General features: G+C 41.8%; 11 protein-coding genes, 1 tRNA gene and 1 rRNA gene (1 of these 13 cut by a window edge). 4 read left to right on the top strand and 9 right to left on the bottom strand.

Annotation, left to right across the window (positions count from 1 at the left end; translation table 11 throughout):
* The 5 genes from ACXAFK_RS04375 to ACXAFK_RS04355 form a co-directional block, all read right to left on the bottom strand.
* Positions 1-50: transfer RNA gene (locus ACXAFK_RS04375), tRNA-Ile, on the bottom strand; it reaches 24 nt to the left of the window's first position.
* A gap of 104 nt (positions 51-154) precedes the next feature.
* Positions 155-1680 (bottom strand): 16S ribosomal RNA (locus ACXAFK_RS04370).
* A gap of 291 nt (positions 1681-1971) precedes the next feature.
* Positions 1972-4008 (bottom strand): putative porin, encoded by a 2037-nt coding sequence (locus ACXAFK_RS04365; protein ID WP_474956935.1) that lies wholly within the window; start codon positions 4006-4008, stop codon positions 1972-1974.
* A gap of 120 nt (positions 4009-4128) precedes the next feature.
* Entirely contained in the window at positions 4129-5610 is a 1482-nt protein-coding gene (locus tag ACXAFK_RS04360; RefSeq protein ID WP_293293764.1) for a RagB/SusD family nutrient uptake outer membrane protein, read from the bottom strand.
* Positions 5611-5621: 11 nt separating this feature from the next.
* Positions 5622-8855 carry a SusC/RagA family TonB-linked outer membrane protein gene (locus tag ACXAFK_RS04355; RefSeq protein ID WP_474956934.1) on the bottom strand — a complete coding sequence of 1078 codons (3234 nt, stop codon included), beginning with the start codon at positions 8853-8855 and terminating at the stop codon, positions 5622-5624.
* A gap of 233 nt (positions 8856-9088) precedes the next feature.
* Here ACXAFK_RS04355 and ACXAFK_RS04350 point away from each other — a divergent pair, with 233 nt between their 5' ends.
* The 4 genes from ACXAFK_RS04350 (at position 9089) to ACXAFK_RS04335 (ending at position 14319) form a co-directional block, all read left to right on the top strand.
* Positions 9089-9685: a ribonuclease HII gene (locus ACXAFK_RS04350; RefSeq protein ID WP_252080591.1), complete on the top strand. Its 597-nt coding sequence runs from the start codon at positions 9089-9091 to the stop codon at positions 9683-9685.
* A gap of 29 nt (positions 9686-9714) precedes the next feature.
* Complete coding sequence (locus tag ACXAFK_RS04345; protein ID WP_474956933.1) at positions 9715-12168, top strand: ribonuclease HII; 2454 nt, start codon at positions 9715-9717, stop codon at positions 12166-12168.
* A gap of 127 nt (positions 12169-12295) precedes the next feature.
* Complete coding sequence (locus tag ACXAFK_RS04340) at positions 12296-13612, top strand: OmpA family protein (protein ID WP_474956932.1); 1317 nt, start codon at positions 12296-12298, stop codon at positions 13610-13612.
* A 14-nt stretch (positions 13613-13626) separates the two neighbouring features.
* Entirely contained in the window at positions 13627-14319 is a 693-nt protein-coding gene (locus ACXAFK_RS04335) for a TapB family protein (protein ID WP_474956931.1), read from the top strand.
* A 68-nt stretch (positions 14320-14387) separates the two neighbouring features.
* Here the strand turns inward: ACXAFK_RS04335 and ACXAFK_RS04330 are convergent, their stop codons facing one another.
* The 4 genes from ACXAFK_RS04330 to ACXAFK_RS04315 form a co-directional block, all read right to left on the bottom strand.
* Positions 14388-15062, bottom strand: coding sequence for a hypothetical protein (locus ACXAFK_RS04330; RefSeq protein ID WP_474956930.1), 675 nt, complete (start codon positions 15060-15062; stop codon positions 14388-14390).
* Between the two features lie 280 nt (positions 15063-15342).
* Positions 15343-15813, bottom strand: a complete 471-nt coding sequence (locus ACXAFK_RS04325; RefSeq protein WP_474956929.1) for a hypothetical protein — start codon at positions 15811-15813, stop codon at positions 15343-15345.
* A gap of 241 nt (positions 15814-16054) precedes the next feature.
* On the bottom strand, positions 16055-16771 hold the full coding sequence (gene lipB / locus ACXAFK_RS04320) for a lipoyl(octanoyl) transferase LipB (RefSeq protein ID WP_474956928.1): 717 nt from the start codon (positions 16769-16771) through the stop codon (positions 16055-16057).
* A gap of 32 nt (positions 16772-16803) precedes the next feature.
* Entirely contained in the window at positions 16804-17538 is a 735-nt protein-coding gene (locus tag ACXAFK_RS04315) for a hypothetical protein (RefSeq protein WP_474956927.1), read from the bottom strand.
* Positions 17539-17563 lie beyond the last annotated feature (25 nt).

The raw sequence follows: 17563 nt of genomic DNA, 5'->3' as shown, positions 1-17563 counted from the left end.
CGACCTCTACATTATCAGTGTAGCGCTCTAACCAGCTGAGCTATGAGACTGTCTTGGCCTATTGCCAGTATTTGTAACATATTATGAACGACAGCGCAATACTATAACAACCACCTCGTGCAGGACCCGGTATTCCGGGCGTCTCTTTCTCTAGAAAGGAGGTGTTCCAGCCGCACCTTCCGGTACGGCTACCTTGTTACGACTTAGCCCTAGTTACCGATTTTGCCCTAGGCCGCTCCTCGCGGTGACGGACTTCAGGCACTCCCGGCTTCCATGGCTTGACGGGCGGTGTGTACAAGGCCCGGGAACGTATTCACCGGATCATGGCTGATATCCGATTACTAGCGATTCCAGCTTCACGGGGTCGAGTTGCAGACCCCGATCCGAACTGTGACCGGTTTTGTAGATCCGCGCCCCCTTGCGGGGTGGCTTCCCTCTGTACCGGCCATTGTAGCACGTGTGTAGCCCAGGACGTAAGGGCCGTGATGATTTGACGTCGTCCCCACCTTCCTCACGGTTTGCACCGGCAGTCCCGTTAGAGTCCCCATCTTGACATGCTGGCAACTAACGGTAGGGGTTGCGCTCGTTATAGGACTTAACCTGACACCTCACGGCACGAGCTGACGACAACCATGCAGCACCTTGCAGGCGGTCCGAAGAAAGGGGTATCTCTACCCCATGCAGCCTGCATTTAAGCCCTGGTAAGGTTCCTCGCGTATCATCGAATTAAACCACATGCTCCACCGCTTGTGCGGGCCCCCGTCAATTCCTTTGAGTTTCATTCTTGCGAACGTACTCCCCAGGTGGGATACTTATCACTTTCGCTTGGCCACGGAGACCGAAGTCCCCACAGCTAGTATCCATCGTTTACGGCGTGGACTACCGGGGTATCTAATCCCGTTCGCTACCCACGCTTTCGTCCATCAGCGTCAGTACATGGTTGGTCACCTGCCTTCGCGATCGGTGTTCTATGTGATATCTATGCATTTCACCGCTACACCACATGTTCCGGCAACCCCACCATGACTCAAGACCTGCAGTATCAAAGGCAATTTTATGGTTGAGCCACAAACTTTCACCCCTGACTTACAGGCCCGCCTACGGACCCTTTAAACCCAATGATTCCGGATAACGCTCGGACCCTCCGTATTACCGCGGCTGCTGGCACGGAGTTAGCCGGTCCTTATTCTTACGGTACCGTCAGACACCTACACGTAGGTGCGTTTCTTCCCGTATAAAAGCAGTTTACAACCCATAGGGCAGTCATCCTGCACGCGGCATGGCTGGATCAGGCTCCCGCCCATTGTCCAATATTCCTCACTGCTGCCTCCCGTAGGAGTCTGGTCCGTGTCTCAGTACCAGTGTGGGGGATCCCCCTCTCAGGGCCCCTAACCATCGCTGCCTTGGTGGGCCGTTACCCCGCCAACTAACTAATGGTACGCATGGCCATCCCTGTCCGATAAATCTTTAACCGAAACATCATGCGATGTAACGGTACCATGGGGCATTAATCCAAGTTTCCCTGGGCTATTCCCCTGACAGGGGCAGGTTCCATACGCGTTCCGCACCCGTGCGCCGGTCGCCGGCAAAAAAGCAAGCTTTTTCCCGCTGCCCCTCGACTTGCATGTGTTAGGCCTGCCGCTAGCGTTCATCCTGAGCCAGGATCAAACTCTTCATTGTATTTCCTTGAATGTCTGTCCGACACCCGAAAACACGAGTCCCCGCATCAAAATGGTTCTTTATAATTCTTACGCTGTCGTTACAATATGTATATGAACTTGTTTGTTTTTTTCTTCCAATTTTAGCCTTTCGGCTTTTCAGAAGCGCCCTGCCTTATCAGCTAAGCGGGTGCAAATATACGCAGGTTATTTTCTTTCCACAAAATGTTTTTGGATGTTTTTTTCGAAAAAAAATCAATTTATATATAAGTGCTTGTTTTTCAGTATTCAGAAATTTTACACTTTATCATTTTTATGAAAAGAAATTCCAAACCAATCCGAATCTTATCACAAAATCCCGGTATGGGTAATTGGGAGCGGAGTAATAATTCGGTTGGGAAAAAATAGAATTCAAGTGTTCGGCCTTTAAATATATCCGTGTTTGTTTTACCCTGGCATTAATAAATACATCCATTAAAGGGTATGCTCCAAACTCTTCGTTGTTCTGAATATAAAATTCACCCAATAAAGGGTGGTAGGCGTCCATGTTATAGGATGTAAAATATTTAAAGGTCACTCCTGTTTGAATGTACATGGCTTTTTTGAAAACGTCACTTGAATAGTATAAGGTATTCCTTGTAACCAGGTCGGGCACATTGACCACTTGATTCTCTTGCGTCACATTTTGATACATTACCGTGTTCATTAACGCCCATTTTCTCCACTTTACCTCTTTTTCATACTTTACTTTTAAGTGATTTATTGTGCTGGATTCTTGAAATGGCCTTACAAAAGCGGTTTCCTGACCCAATCCAATGGCTTCTTCGGTAGCTGTGGATGCAAAATAACTGTAGTTATCCACTGCACTGTATTCTGCTCGGATGTTTCCTACTAATTTAGAGTCCAGACCGAATTCGATGCTCTGTGTCTGTACTTTTTCGAACGTACTATTGTTTTGCCAGTTAAAATTTCGATAATCGCTTTGATAAAGTAAATAATTGAAGTCCGGCATACGGGACGAAATATGTATGGCCCCTGTAATCTTATTGTTTTTGTTGAGCCTGTATGCCGCGATGGCATCAAGATTATTTCCTGTTAGGTTCCCAGATACTGTGTAATTTAGATTTCCCTGCAAATGCAGCGGGCCTATTGTATTTGCATAAGCTCCTCCAATCGACACCTCGTTCCCATCCAACTTATTCTGTATGATACCTTCTTCGGTCAATAGAATACTATTGAAAAAGTAATTGTAATTGAAAAGTGCTATGTTGCCGGACACCCTACCCAAAGTTTTGTTGAAAAATTCGACACTCCCTTTATTATACATGGTTTTTAACCGCGCCTGATCTTCAATGGGGATCAAAAATGGGTCGGTACCAAATGCATCGTTTTGTGCGGATTGCCCAAAATCGTAAATTTTAGTCTCGTAACTAAATTCATGCCCCAAGGACAAACTTGTAGGTTCCGTATCCAATGAATCCTTTTTTTTGTTTACCAGCTTATAGTGTTGATCAAAGTAATATCGTTTTCCTAAAATTCGATTATTGGCATTGGTGTAGAGCAGGTCAATTTTAGCCCTGTCCTGAAAATCCGGCAAATCTCCTTCAAACTGATTTCTATCCAATAATCCGCCACTTTCCTCACTTTCCATTTCCTGGGCAGCGATATGACCGCGAATACCATATCTTCCATTTTCCGTAAGATAATTGAACGTAAACCTAAATTTACCATCTTGTGCTTCTTCGTACCTATATTTACCCAATGACCGGAAGCCATTGTATGCTATGGATGCGTTAAATCTTTTGGTAATATTAAAGGTGAGCAATGCATCCAAATATTGCCCTTGCTCCATTGTGGTCTTGAACATAAGCTCCGTCATTGGAGTGGGCACACTATAATAGTTGACGTCTTCTTTCTCGAAATACCCTGGATGTTTTGCAGATGCCCCTATTCTTGGGTAATACGGGGTTGCCGACAAATTTAAACCTAACCGATTATAGGGCTGACCCATGTTGGCAAATGGCATTAACTCGAAATCGTCCTTTCTTAGGTAATTGTATATGTAATCCTTTTTAATGGTAAGTGTTGTGTCTACAATTGTAGTATCCTTGTTGTAGGATATGATCTTGTAATCATGGATAGTAATAGAATCCTTGGCAGTGGGCTTTGCTGGTTTCTTTAAATTTCCCTTGGGTTTATCCTTGGCTATAGAATCTTTGGATTGCAAAAGAGGACCTTCTTTTGGATCTAGATCTAAAGTATCTGCCTTTTTGGTTGGCGGCAGGGAATCCTGCTGCGCCATTATGAATTGTCCTAGTAAGATAAATAGGGTAACAAATAAAATTCTCATTCCACGTTATTGCTTGGACAAAGGTAAAAGTTTTGTTTCTAAAGAAATGTGAAAAGTTCAAACACAAAAAAACCCTGCCAAATGGCAGGGTTTTATTTAAGATTTTATTTGACCCAACTACTAGTTTTGAGTCGAAATAAATGGATTGTTCTGAATTTCCAACTGAGGAATTTCAAATGTCAACCTTTCATCATCGTAAGGTATTGCAGTACCAACGTTTGAAAGGTGGTTTGCCCCTCTAACAACTGTACCTTGATTTCTCTTAAGGGACAGGTAACTTTTTCCTTCTCCCCAAAGTTCAATACGCGTCTGAAGATAGATTTCATCCAAAAGTGCCTGACCAGAAAGCCCATCCACATAAGCGGAGCTCGGAACTCTTTCGTCCAACAACACTTTTAACATAGTTTGAGCAGCACCTGTTTGACCGGCTTTAGCAGCAGCCTCAGCGTGCAACAGATACATTTCTGCTACTCTTAAATACAAATAATCTGTAGTAATGTTGGCCTGCCCACCAATTACTCTATCCGGGTGATAGAATTTATTTAATGGCATCAAGTCCGCATAGGCTCCTTCCGGAGCTGCAAATTGTTGTTTACGAACATCATCTTCAGGGATTGCATCATACAGATCGGAATCGATTGCCTTGGCATCACCTGCCCAAGCATAACTATATGTAAACCTATCCATTTGACCCCACCAGGAAACCAATCCAAGACCGTTATCTACAGTAAGATCAACACCCCAAATCCATCCAGATGTATTCAAATCATTGAATCCAGCCAATACTTCCTCAGAGTTCATCAAAGTGTAACCACCACTATTGATAACAGCAGCAGTTAAATCCATAACTTCTTGATGGCTGTCCCCTTTAGATGCCAATACATATGCCAAAATAGCTTGCGAAACTGTTTTATCCACTTGACTTTTTGAACTTCTTGCAAAGCCGTCCAATAATGAAATAGACTCATTAAGGTCTTTTTCCATCAAAGCATATATTTCAGCTGTGGTAACCTTTGGACCATTCAAATCATCCGGACTATCGTAGATAGGCAAAATTTCAGCTGAAGGATCATAACTGTTCGCATAGTATTGAGTTAAGTAAAAGTAAGCATGGGCACGCAATGTTTTAGCTTGACCCATTAAATACCTGTTCTCTTCCAATTCTGGAACAACATCGTTACCGCCCAAGGCATCGATTACCAAGTTAGCAGAACGAATAATACGATAATAAAATCTCCAAGGCATGTAATTCCTAGTTCTTGTGAAATCCGTAGTTGCCTGGAACTCGGTAATATCCGCCCTGTACCATCCATAGGTACTAACGGACAATGCCATATCCCCGGAAAGCATGTCTCCATAAATATCATACCCTTTGTGACCAAAATCGTCATGGTTCGTTGTTCCACCACTCTCGGTGGCAAACATCGTAGAGTATATACCGGAAATTGTTCCTTCAATCACTGCTGGGTTAACGGCCGCGGCCTCCCCCACTTGCTCTTGCGTTAAGAATTCAGACGGTTGCTCGTCCAAGAAATCCTCACCACAGCTCGCCAATAAAAATAGCGAGGCGATAACTGATAATTTAATATTAATGTTTTTCATAACTTTTTTTTCTAAAATTTAACTCTCACACCCAAGGTCACAGTGGTCAGAGGAGCATAAATTCTCCTTGCCGAAGCACCATTTTCCCTTACAGAAGGGTTAAAACCTTGTCTAGCAGTCTTGATGGCCAGATTATCACCTGCCAACCAGATATTTACATTTTTCAATCCCATTCTTTCGGCATCCTTAGACGGCAAGGTATAACCAATCTTGGCATTGTTAAAAGCAATATAGTCGGTACTTGTCAGCCATCTTGTAGTGGCTACCCTTTGATCCTGACCAGTTGCATCATCCAATCTAGGCACATCGGTAATGTCTCCTGGGTTTTGCCATCTTTGAGAAATATCCTTGTGAAAGTTTGTAGATGCGGCACCAAAGTTATCACTCATCAATTCTGAGTATTGGTTATCCATTGCCCATCCACCCAAACTATAGGTAAACTGAGCTGAAAAATCGAAGTTCTTAACCTGAGCAGCCAATCTAAATGCTCCGAACAAATCAGGAATACCAGATTTACCAACATACTTTTGAGTTGCATCCGCATAAGTTTCGGTTGTCTGTCTCGCTACAGTTGCATCTGGGTTTTCGCTCATGTAAGCCTCCATATCCAAAATACCATCTTCACCTTCGTCAAGCGCACCGTTTCCGTTGGTATCATTGAAATATTGATAGTACATTCCAACACCATTATCTGGATTTACTCCGGCCCACTCCCTAACGTAGAAATCATAAATAGAACTTCCTTTTGAATAACCGTATGGAGCAGCGGAAACATCCAAAATTCTCGGCTCACCAGTTGAAGGCTCAATAGGCATGGTTAGAATTTCGTTGTTTATATGAGAACCATTAAAGGACAAGTCCAATTTAAAATCGTTCTTATCGATAATATGACCGGTAAAGTTGAATTCAATACCCTGGTTCAACAACTCTCCATCGTTAACGGTAACAATTGCGATACCTTGAGATGGCCCAACTCTTCGTTGGAAAATAAGGTTGTCCGTCTTTTTGCTGTAGAAATCAACTACACCATCCAAATATTTGCCCAAACCAAATTCAACACCAGTCTGGAACATTTTTGAAGTTTCCCAAGTTAAATCAGGATTCCCATTATCTCTAATTGAAAGTGATATTTGATCATTCAAGTTATTGATGTCATATGTATCGTACGCGATGTAATAATCATCCGTATCAACAGCTTGATCACCTGTCACACCATACGATGCCTTAAGCTTCAAGAAATCGAATACATTATTTCCAGACATAAAGTCCTCATTGGTAATAACCCATGCAGCTCCTACAGAACCAAATGTACCCCATTTTTCATTGATGAATCTTGAAGAACCATCCCTACGAACAGATGCGGTCAAGAAATATTTCTTATCGTAATCGTAATTTACTTGTCCAAAGTAAGATTCTATACTATACCCTCTTGAAAAACCACCAGCAGGGCCTTGAGGAACCACAAAGTTGTTCAACTCATAAATATTTGGGCTAACTGCCAATCTTTTTGAAGCATCAAACTGCTCTCTCTCGAATTGGTTGTTCTCGTGCGCAATCAACGCTTCGATAGAATGACTACCAAATTCAGTTTGGTAACGCAACAATTTTAAGAAGTTAGTGGTCAAGAAATTTCTATCTCTTTGGTACAGATCACCACCTGTTGAAATACCTCCTCCATAAAAAGGATTGGTAAATGACTTATAACGTTCTGTAGCAAACTGCGCTCCAAATCGCGTTTCAAAGGTCAAACCTTCCGCAATATTTACATCCAACGAAAAGTTACCATTGATTTCATGTCTATTTGTACCAACGAAATCATAAAGTGCCGATGCAATTGGGTTCAACTGATCCGCGTTTGGTCTTGATCTAAATCCAGATGCCGTACCATAATCATACTGATACCCGCCAAAAATTGGGTCTTCCACCAATTGATAGTTATCGTCTCTCAAGAAAACAGGGAAAATTGGTGCCATTTTATCGGCAAACTCAAACAAGTTTTCAGAACCAACAGTTTGACCATTATTTTGGCTTTTGGAATAAGCATAACCAGCGTTAACACCTACCTTTAACCACTTTTTCACTTGAGAATCCGCATTCAACCTTGCAGTATACCTACGATATCCTGTGTTTAAAGCATACCCATTATCATCCAGATACCCTATTGAAGTAAAGTACTTACTTTTTTCATTACCTCCGGCCATTCTTAAGTTAGCCTCTGTCCTGATAGCAGAATCGAATGCCAAATCAGAATATCTTTGTGGAGTATACCTTCTAGTTACACCTGGCCTTACCGTACCGGTAGCAGGGTCAATCAACTCACCACCATCAGCTACATTCCACATGTTATAACCAGGAGCAACGTAGTTAACCGAAAACAGATTTGCATTTGCAAAAGCAACCGGATCAGCCTCACCATCCAAAGCTGCTCCATTGCGAATTCCCTCCCAAACATAACCAATGTACTCCTCGGGAGAAGTAATCACATCGTACCTTGGAATCAACTGCATGTTAAAACCGGATTTAACATCCACCTCAACATAAGATTCGTTGGAAGAACCAGTTTTTGTAGTAATCAAAATCACCCCATTGGCACCACGAGAACCATAAATCGCGGTTGCCGTAGCATCCTTAAGAACAGTAGTCGTTTTGATATCCGCAGGGTTAATGGAATTAATACTACCTGTAAAAGGTACACCATCCACAACATACAACGGATCTCTGTTACCATTTACAGAACCATAGCCCCTTACACGAATCGTAGATGCGGTACCGGGCTGACCAGATGTATTGATTACAGCAACACCGGCAACCTCTCCTGCAAGTGCCTGAGACACATTGGAAAAAGATTTAACTTCCAAAGCTTCTGCCTCAACAACGGATGCCGTACCAGCAAAGGCTTGTTTTGTTGTTGTACCGTACCCAACTACAACCACTTCCTCCAGTGCCTGCGCGTCGTCTTGCATTTGTACATTAATAGTTGAAGATGATCCAACTACTCTTTCCTCTGTCCTCTGCCCCAAATAACTGAAACGAAGTGTTTCTCCTTCGGAAGCCGAAATGGAATAGTTTCCATCAAAATCTGTTTGTGTACCGTTGGACGTCCCTACAACGACCACAGCAACACCAGGAAGTGGCAGACCCCCTTGGTCGGTCACATTACCTGAAACTGTTTTCTCTTGTGCGTAAGAGAAAGAAATGCACAACGCCAACAAAGGCGTCAGCATCCATGCTAACTTAGCTTTCATTTATTTCATTTTTTGAATTAGTCCGCCCAAAAATCAATATAAAAAGTTAATATTCAAAAAAATTAACACCTTTGCCCAGAACCGACAAAGCCAACAATAATCAACATTTTTGATAATTTTAACATATTATTAGCAACACAAATCCCTATATATGTGATATGTAAGAATTTTTTTAACTTTTCTTTAATTAAAATGTATTTCTTGATAGCGACACTGTTAAATTTTGATAATTTATGTTAAAGTTGTGTTACCGATCCGTTGTTGAAACCGGCACCGACGAAGCCGGAAGAGGCTGCCTCGCTGGCCCCGTAACCGCTGCAGCGATAATTCTACCGCCCAAATTTTCCAACAACATCCTAAACGACTCGAAACAGCTTTCTGAAAACAAACGAGCTAGGTTAAGGCCTATTTTGGAAAAAGAAGCCGTCTCTTATTCCGTTTGCCATGTTTTTCAGGAAGAAATCGACGAAATAAACATTTTAAACGCTTCCTTTTTGGCAATGCACAGGGCCATAGACAAACTAGAGCCACGCCCTTCCTTTATTATAGTGGATGGAAACCGATTTAAACCTTATCCAAATATTGAACACGAATGCATCGTAAAAGGTGATGGAAAATACATGAGCATTGCAGCCGCCTCTGTTTTGGCAAAAACCTACCGAGATGAGTACATGGCCAAGATCCATGAAGAGTTCCCCATGTACAATTGGAAAAAAAACAAAGGTTACCCTACAAAAGAACACAGGGAGGCCATTCTAAAACATGGCCTAACAAAATACCATCGAAAAAGCTTTAGACAACTTCCCGATCAGTTGACACTGGATATTTAAAAACGCTAACTTTGTGTCAAACTTCAAGAATGAGACCAAAGGTACTTTTTTGTTTGCTCCCCTTAATCCTACTATCCTGCACAAAAGAAGTAAAGACCAAAGATTCTTTATTGGAACATTTACCGCCCGATCCTTCCCTTGTTATCAAAATATCCAATCTCACCAATTTTAAAAGTGAGCTAAAGAACAACGCATCGCTACAATCGGTAGAGCGGTTTTCCGGCTTACAAGAAATAATGGCAAGGGTAAAAGGACTGGATCACCTCAATACAGAACAGACCTGTATACTTGCGCTTTATGAAATAGGCAAGGACAATTTTGATTACGTACTGGCCACAAAAAATGAATCCGGACTGTTCAATGTAGATAGCGTTGCGAACAAAACGGTTGAAACCTTGAGCTATGAGGGTGCCAACATTACAAAATACAACCTGGATGGACTGGAGGTTTTTAGCCTCAATAAAAACAAGGAGATTTTGATGAGTTCCTCCATGATGCTTTTGGAGAACATTGTTCGGCTTGGCCACAACACTTTGGTAGACCCAGTTTTGGAGAAATTGTACCAGGCCAGTTCCAAAAACAAATCAGCTACTCTGTTTATAAATCCGGCCAGCAATGCCGCCCTGCTACCGGTAAAAGAGAACAATGAAATCGCCAATCCGTTTTCTTCATGGATATCGTTGGATTTTACCGCCAATTCGGACGAAGTCAATCTAAACGGAGTGGCCATGGCACCAGATTCCATAAAAAGCTTCGTCAATTTGTTCAAGGGCACCTCTCCCCTTTCCAACAAAACGCCGACATATGCACCAATTAATACCCAGGCCATTGTATCGTATACTTTTGACGATTATCAGGTATTCGCTAAAAATCAAAACAACTATTTGGATAGGGTCAGAAAAGTGGACTCCCTTTTTAACACCATAGAGGAAGTCGGTGTGATCTATTTGAACAACCAAAAGGTTGTACTGTTAAAATCTTTCGGCACAGAAAGTCTATACGATTATCTTGATCAAAGGAAAACAGCTTCACAAACCTACCAAGGCAACGAGATATTGGAGCTTCAAGAAAAAAGATGGGTGGAGCAGAGTTTTACGCCGCTTGTACAAAATTTTGAATCCAATTTTTGCACATTACTTGATAATAGCTTTATTTTTTCCGAAAACAAGGAAGCATTACAAACCATAGTCAGTAGCTACAAAAGTTCATCCTCATTGGATAAAGATCAAGGCTATCTCACCGCAAAGGCTTCTTTGGCAAATGAATCCAGCATCCTGTTTGTTTCGGATGAAACAGGTATCAATTTACTTGCAGAGCGAGAACTTTCCACTGAAATGGTTTCCGACATCAAAGACAGCGATTTTAAGGATCAAGTTTTTGCCTCACAAATGGTAATGGACAATGGCTTTGGGCATTTTAATATTCTTGTGTCCAAAATTGCCAAAAGACAAGAACAAAATACCGTATCGCCCCTATTTACATTGGAACTGAACACCGATTTGGCCACTGACCCACAATTCGTGAAAAACCACCGGACCAAAAAACAAGAAGTTGTAGTGCAAGATCAGAACAATGTTCTCTATCTAATTTCCACCGACGGAAAAATTCTCTGGACCAAACAATTGGACGGAAGGATACAAGGTGACATCCAACAGGTTGATATCTACAAAAACGGAAAACTACAATTGGCCTTTTGCACCAACGATAAATTTTTGATCATAGATCGCAATGGGGACGAAGTAGCACCTTTTAACATTGATTTTGATGGAGGTAATCTAAACCCACTTGCCGTTTTTGATTACGATGGCAGCCGTAATTACCGCTTTGTGGTCACACAGGGCAAAAAAGTATTTATGTACAACAACCAAGGAAAAATTGTAAACGGTTTCACGTTTAAGGAAGCTCCAAGCAACATCCTTGGGGCTCCCAAACATTTTAGAGTGGGCAACAAGGATTATTTGGTATTTAAACAGGATAACAATACCCTAAGAATACTGCATCGTGTTGGCAGCGACCGTATAAAGGTGACCGAGAAAATAGATTTTTCCAACAATGAAGTGTTCCTTTATAAAAATAAGTTCTCGGTAACGAACAAAGCCGGGGTTTTGCACCAAATAGACACAAATGGAAAACTAGTGGCCACCAATTTTAACTTAAACGCGGACCACGGTTATTATGCCACGAGCAATACTTTGGTATTTATGGACGACAATATCCTAAGCATTAAAGGAAAAAAAGTTGAATTGGAACTAGGAGTTTATTCCAAGCCAAAAATATTCTATATCTACGATAAAATCTATGTTGCTGTAACGGACATCCAAAACCAACAGATCTATTTATTTGATAGTCAGGCCAAGCCCATACCAAACTTTCCGGTTTATGGCAGCTCCCTGATCGACCTCTCGGATATGGACAATGACAAAAAACTGGAGCTGGTCGCCAAGGACCAGGACAACTCGTTGATCGTGTACCAAATCAATTAACAAGATCTCGTAACTGCTACCTATACAATAGTTTAAACGAAATACACATATTTGATCATAGTGTAGTTTTCATTTTAGTAGTTTGTACGGTATTGCTATATCACAAACTAAAAAAACACTAGTAAAAATGAAAACCTCCAGCAAACTACTCTACTGTTTGTCAATTACACTGTTGATGGCTGCCAGTGCAGAAGCCCAATTTTTTAAAAAATTGGCCAAAAAAGCCGAACGGGCAGCCGAACGTACCGTTGAAAATCGGGTAGATAGAGAAACTTCAAAAAAAACAGACCAAGTCCTGGACAGTATTCTGGAACCGGGCACTGGCGGAAAACAATCCCCAGGCAACAATCCAGAAACCGGAAACATTCCTGGTGGCACCAATGAAAATTCCAACACCTCGGGGCCGGTAAAGGCCGAACCCCAGACCATCCAAGTTTATAGTAAGTTCGATTTTGTCCCGGGAGACAAACCATTGTTCTTTGATGATTTTAATGATGATTTCATTGGAGATTTTCCATCTAAATGGAACACCAACGGTTCCGGCGAAGTGGTGACCCTGGGCAATATGCCCGGTAAATGGTACGCCATAGCCAATAGAAGTCTTACCGTACCCAACTTAGGAACCGACCTGCCAGAAGATTTCACCATCGAATTCGATATAAGAGCGGTAAACCTAACCAAGAACACAAGTTCCCAAGCGGTAATGCGCATTTATTTGTCGGAGACCGCCAACCTGACCACAAACGAAAACAATGCATTGTCCAGTCTCTCTTTTTGCCAATATATTCCCATTGGCGTTAAGGTGGACAATAATTTTAGCAACGACCCGTCCCCTATCCAAAATACCATGCAACAGGACTTGCGGGAGGTATTTCAAGATGTGGCCCATGTCTCCATTGCCGTAAATAAAAACCGATACCGCTTATGGATCAACCAGAACAAGATCGTTGATCTACCTCAATTTATAGTGGACCCAGAAAAAATAAACCATCTAAAGCTACACGTAAACGGAATAGATACCCAGAACAATCAAGAGCAAGTATTGATCAGTAATCTCAAGGTTGCCGAAGGCGGTGTTGATTTGAGAAGAAAACTAATGTCCGAAGGAAAAATTTCCACCAATGGTATTCTGTTCAATTCTGGCTCCGCAGAAATACTTCCGCAATCCATGGGAATTATAAGGCAGATTTCCCAAGTGTTGAACCAGGATTCCTCCATCAGCCTCAACATAGTTGGCCATACCGATTCCGATGGTACCGACGAAAGCAATATGGCACTTTCCAAAAATCGGGCAGAGGCCGTAAAAAATGCTTTAGTATCGGTTTATGGAATATCTCCGGACCGCTTGACCTCCGATGGAAAAGGAGAATCGGAACCTGTTGCCGACAACAGTTCCGCACAAGGCAAAGCACAGAACCGAAGAGTTGAATTCATTAAAAAATAATATCTCCGTAGAAAATGAAACGTTTATTTACCACACTATTTATTGCCACGTTCGCCATAGCCATTGTACATGCACAGAACACTTGCAGCACTTACTATCCCATGGTCGATGGTGCTAAACTACAATACACCAATTATAACAAAAAAGGAAAAGAGGACGGCAAGTTTAATTATACAGTCACCAATGTACAAGGCAGTGGCAACAACATTAGCGCCACAATGGAAATGGAAATAGTGGACAAAAAGGGCAAGGTCTATACCTCTGATTATGATATAGTTTGCGATGGCGACATAGTTAAAATTGATTTTAAATCCCTGATGAACGAACAAATGCTAAGTCAAATGGGAGATGTTGAAATGGATATTTCCGGAACCGATATAGAACTGCCCAACAGTCTTTCGGTAGGCCAAGAATTACCAGACGCCAATATTTCGATTAAAATGAAAATGGGCGGAGCCATTAATATGAACACCAATGTGGAAACCGTTAACCGAAAGGTGGAAAAGCTTGAAAGTTTGACCACACCTGCCGGCACGTTTGACTGCTACGTGATCTACAGCGAGACCAAGACCAAAATGATGATGACCAACCAAACCTTGCCCTCACGCACGTGGTTCTCAGAAGGCGTGGGCATGGTAAAACAAGAGTCGTATAACAAAAGTGGAAAACTGACCAATAGCATGGTCCTGACAAACTATAGTAAGTAGAGATAATTATTTACAAAAGAAAACCGAGGCGTTTGCCTCGGTTTTTTTTATTCCTAATGTTGTTCTGATCAATTGTTGTGTAGAGGTGAGATCATAATGTGCGCCCTATGTGTTCCCGGATTCATTATCCAAGGATGGTTAGATCCGATCGGGTTTTCTGGAAGCCCGGTCGAAGCCGCCGTGGCATACGGCAGATATACTACATAACGGTGATGTGCACCTTCGACCTTATTGGTCGCAGGGTCGTACCTATCGCTCTCTCCAAAGTAAATGTGCAAGGTAGCACCCTGTGTTCCCATGGCCAGTTTACCGGATTTTGCTTCCGCCTCTCGAATTTCATTGATCTCAGGTCCTGATTTCCCCTCTGCCCTTAATTCTCGGCCACGAGCCATAAAAGGTTCCAAACTTTTGTGATAGCAGGCCGAATTAAATCCCGATTTTTTAGGGTCATCCACAAGCACGATAAACTCGTTGTTCCCTTCTTTAAAGGTTACAAACTCGCCGGCCATGTTGTACCCTATTACGGTACACCCATCTCGGCTTACTTCCGGGGCTGCCATTAAGGATGCTGCTACCAAGGCCTCGTCGGAGTCGATGGGGACGTAGTTGGTTTCCGTTTTACCTGAACCACCCTCTAAATTTTCTGTAATGGTAGAATCATCTAGCTCTGTTTTGTTTCCATCGCTGTTTTTACAGGAAGCCAAAACTCCCATCAGGGCAATTACTGTGATAAATTGTTTCATGGTATAGTAATTTAGTTATTGAAAATAAGGAAGCTTACGAGCAGAATCTATATTCATCCACTGGTTTGTGCTACAAGAACCTATTTAGTACAGTAGTAAGGTAAGAATTTTTAGGACAGGGTTTGCTGGAGTTGCACTTATTGGCCACTTGCAAGCTCTAGTCGCGGATTTTGAAGTGCGTCAGCGCCCCAGGACGAAGACGGTCAAGAAACGATTAGAAACAACGTATACAACTGCACCCACAATGCAATTAGCAATTTGTTAGCGGTTGGCTGTTGTATTATTCATCCATCTTTTCAAGAGTAATGCTTTTTTTCTTATCCGTTGTATAGATTATTAAAAGTCTGTTTTTAATTTCATAAGTTTCAGCCTCGGATATGGAATGAAACAACTTTCCCCATTCGGGTTCATTAATCTTAGTCCAGATACCACCACTAAATGAAATCCCTCCTTTTTTGTCAATAGTATAGTTAGTAGAAAATGTATTAGTAACATTTTGTCCCGATACAGTTCCACTTGTCTCGTTTTCAGGAATAAAGCTTACTATATTATCTCCATTATTGATTTGACTCCAAGTATTTTCTTCTGTTTTTGTAACAACCGTTGAATTTTCATAATCTTCGAATGAAATTACTTTCCAGTCGCCTTTAAGATCATATGCTGTATCAAGCTCATCTTTGTCACAAGCATTTGTACAGAATGCAACAATTGCTATTAAAACAATTTTCGGTAGATAAGTTAAAATTTTCATGGTTGTCTTTTACATCTAGACTCATTTATAGTTGTCAGGTTGCGTCTGTTTTTTTTCAAGCTTACCTCTAACGTTTACGATATGATTCGTTTTAGTACTTCGAACTTCGCTCTGTACAGGTTAATAATATCGACCATTTACCGAAGCAAGTTCGGCACAACAAGTGAAGTTAGTATTTTTCCGGTTGAAATTCCAGTGGAAATGGTCGGATGCCTGTTCTAAATTGAGAAAAAAGGATAATCTAAACTCCTGCCTCTTCCCTGATCAATTCCGCCTCAAAAAGTGTGGTAAAGTGTTTGAGAAGTTTTTGTTTCACTTCTTCCATATCCACTTCTTTTTGGCCCAGTTCCACATTAAGGGAAGTCACGGCCTTATCCTTAATGCCGCACGGAATCATGAGGTCAAAATAACCTAGATCGGCATTTACGTTCAAGGCAAAACCGTGCATGGTTACCCAACGACTGGCACGCACGCCCATGGCACATATTTTACGGGCAAAAGGGGTGCCTACATCCAGCCATACCCCTGTTTCTCCTTCGGAACGCTCGGCCTTAAGGCCATATTCTCGCAGGGTGAGTATTACCATTTCCTCCAATAAACGTAAGTACTTGTGTATATCGGTAAAAAAATTGTCCAGGTCCAAAATGGGGTAGCCCACTACTTGACCCGGACCGTGATACGTGATATCGCCACCACGGTTTATTTTATAAAAAGTAGCTCCTTTGGCCTCCAGGGCCTTCTCGTCCACCAATAAATTATTGATATCGCCACTTTTTCCAAGTGTATATACGTGAGGGTGTTCCACAAACAAAAAATGATTGGGAGTTTCAAGACCCGCATCTTCCCTTCGGTTGCGAATTTTGGCATCCACAATATCCTTAAAAAGGGATTCTTGGTAATCCCAAGTCTCCTTGTAATCTTTAAACCCCAGATCCTGTAGCGCAATTTTCTTGTTCATGTTACAAAGATACGAAGCTCAATTATGGAAAACTATTTCTCCAATACCACCTCCAAATCCAAAATGGTGGGGTCGTTCATCATATCCAAAAAGCTAACCTCAAAAATCAAGGTCTTACCATCTTGACTAAAGGTTGCTTCTTTTGCTGATGTAGATTTTATTTTTCTGGGAAAATGATACTTTAGGGTATACGTAGACCCCGAAAGAAACATTTCGCCGCCCTGCATGCTATCCAATTGTTGCTGAAACAGCTCTTGGTCCAAAATCTTTGCCGTACGGCTGAACTTGTTCTTTTTGAATGTATACTTTACCTCGGTAGGTTGCTCTGCAGGCTGTATCGGACCTTGTTGGGTATTGGTTTTGTTCCCGATGGAACTTGCATTATGGAAAGCATTGAATGCATCGTTCACTTGGTTCACATCCTTAAAATCGCTAAAAAGATCAAACTTCATCTCTTTGGTATCCGGATTCATAACCATATGCATATTAAATGGCTCCAATTTTTTCAGTTTTGCCTGTTCCTCTTGAGGCAATTGTGCAATACTATCCTTGTGCTCTTCCAAAAAATCTTTGAACGAAATAATGGAATCTATGGCTTTTTCGTTTTCCTTGGTCATTTCGTCCCCTGCCATATCCATCATTTCTGAACCATCAAACTTTATGGACAACTTGCCCGACCCGTCTTCGTTCAAATGGAGTTCCTCGGTAAAATTGCACGATGCCAAAAGGCCCAAAATGGAAATTATAACGTACTTAAGTTTCTTCATGTTTATGTAATGGTTAGTTGTTTAT

It is taken from the genome of Flagellimonas sp. ABD4_174 (assembly GCF_056160185.1).
This window is presented reverse-complemented; position numbering and strand designations above follow the sequence as displayed.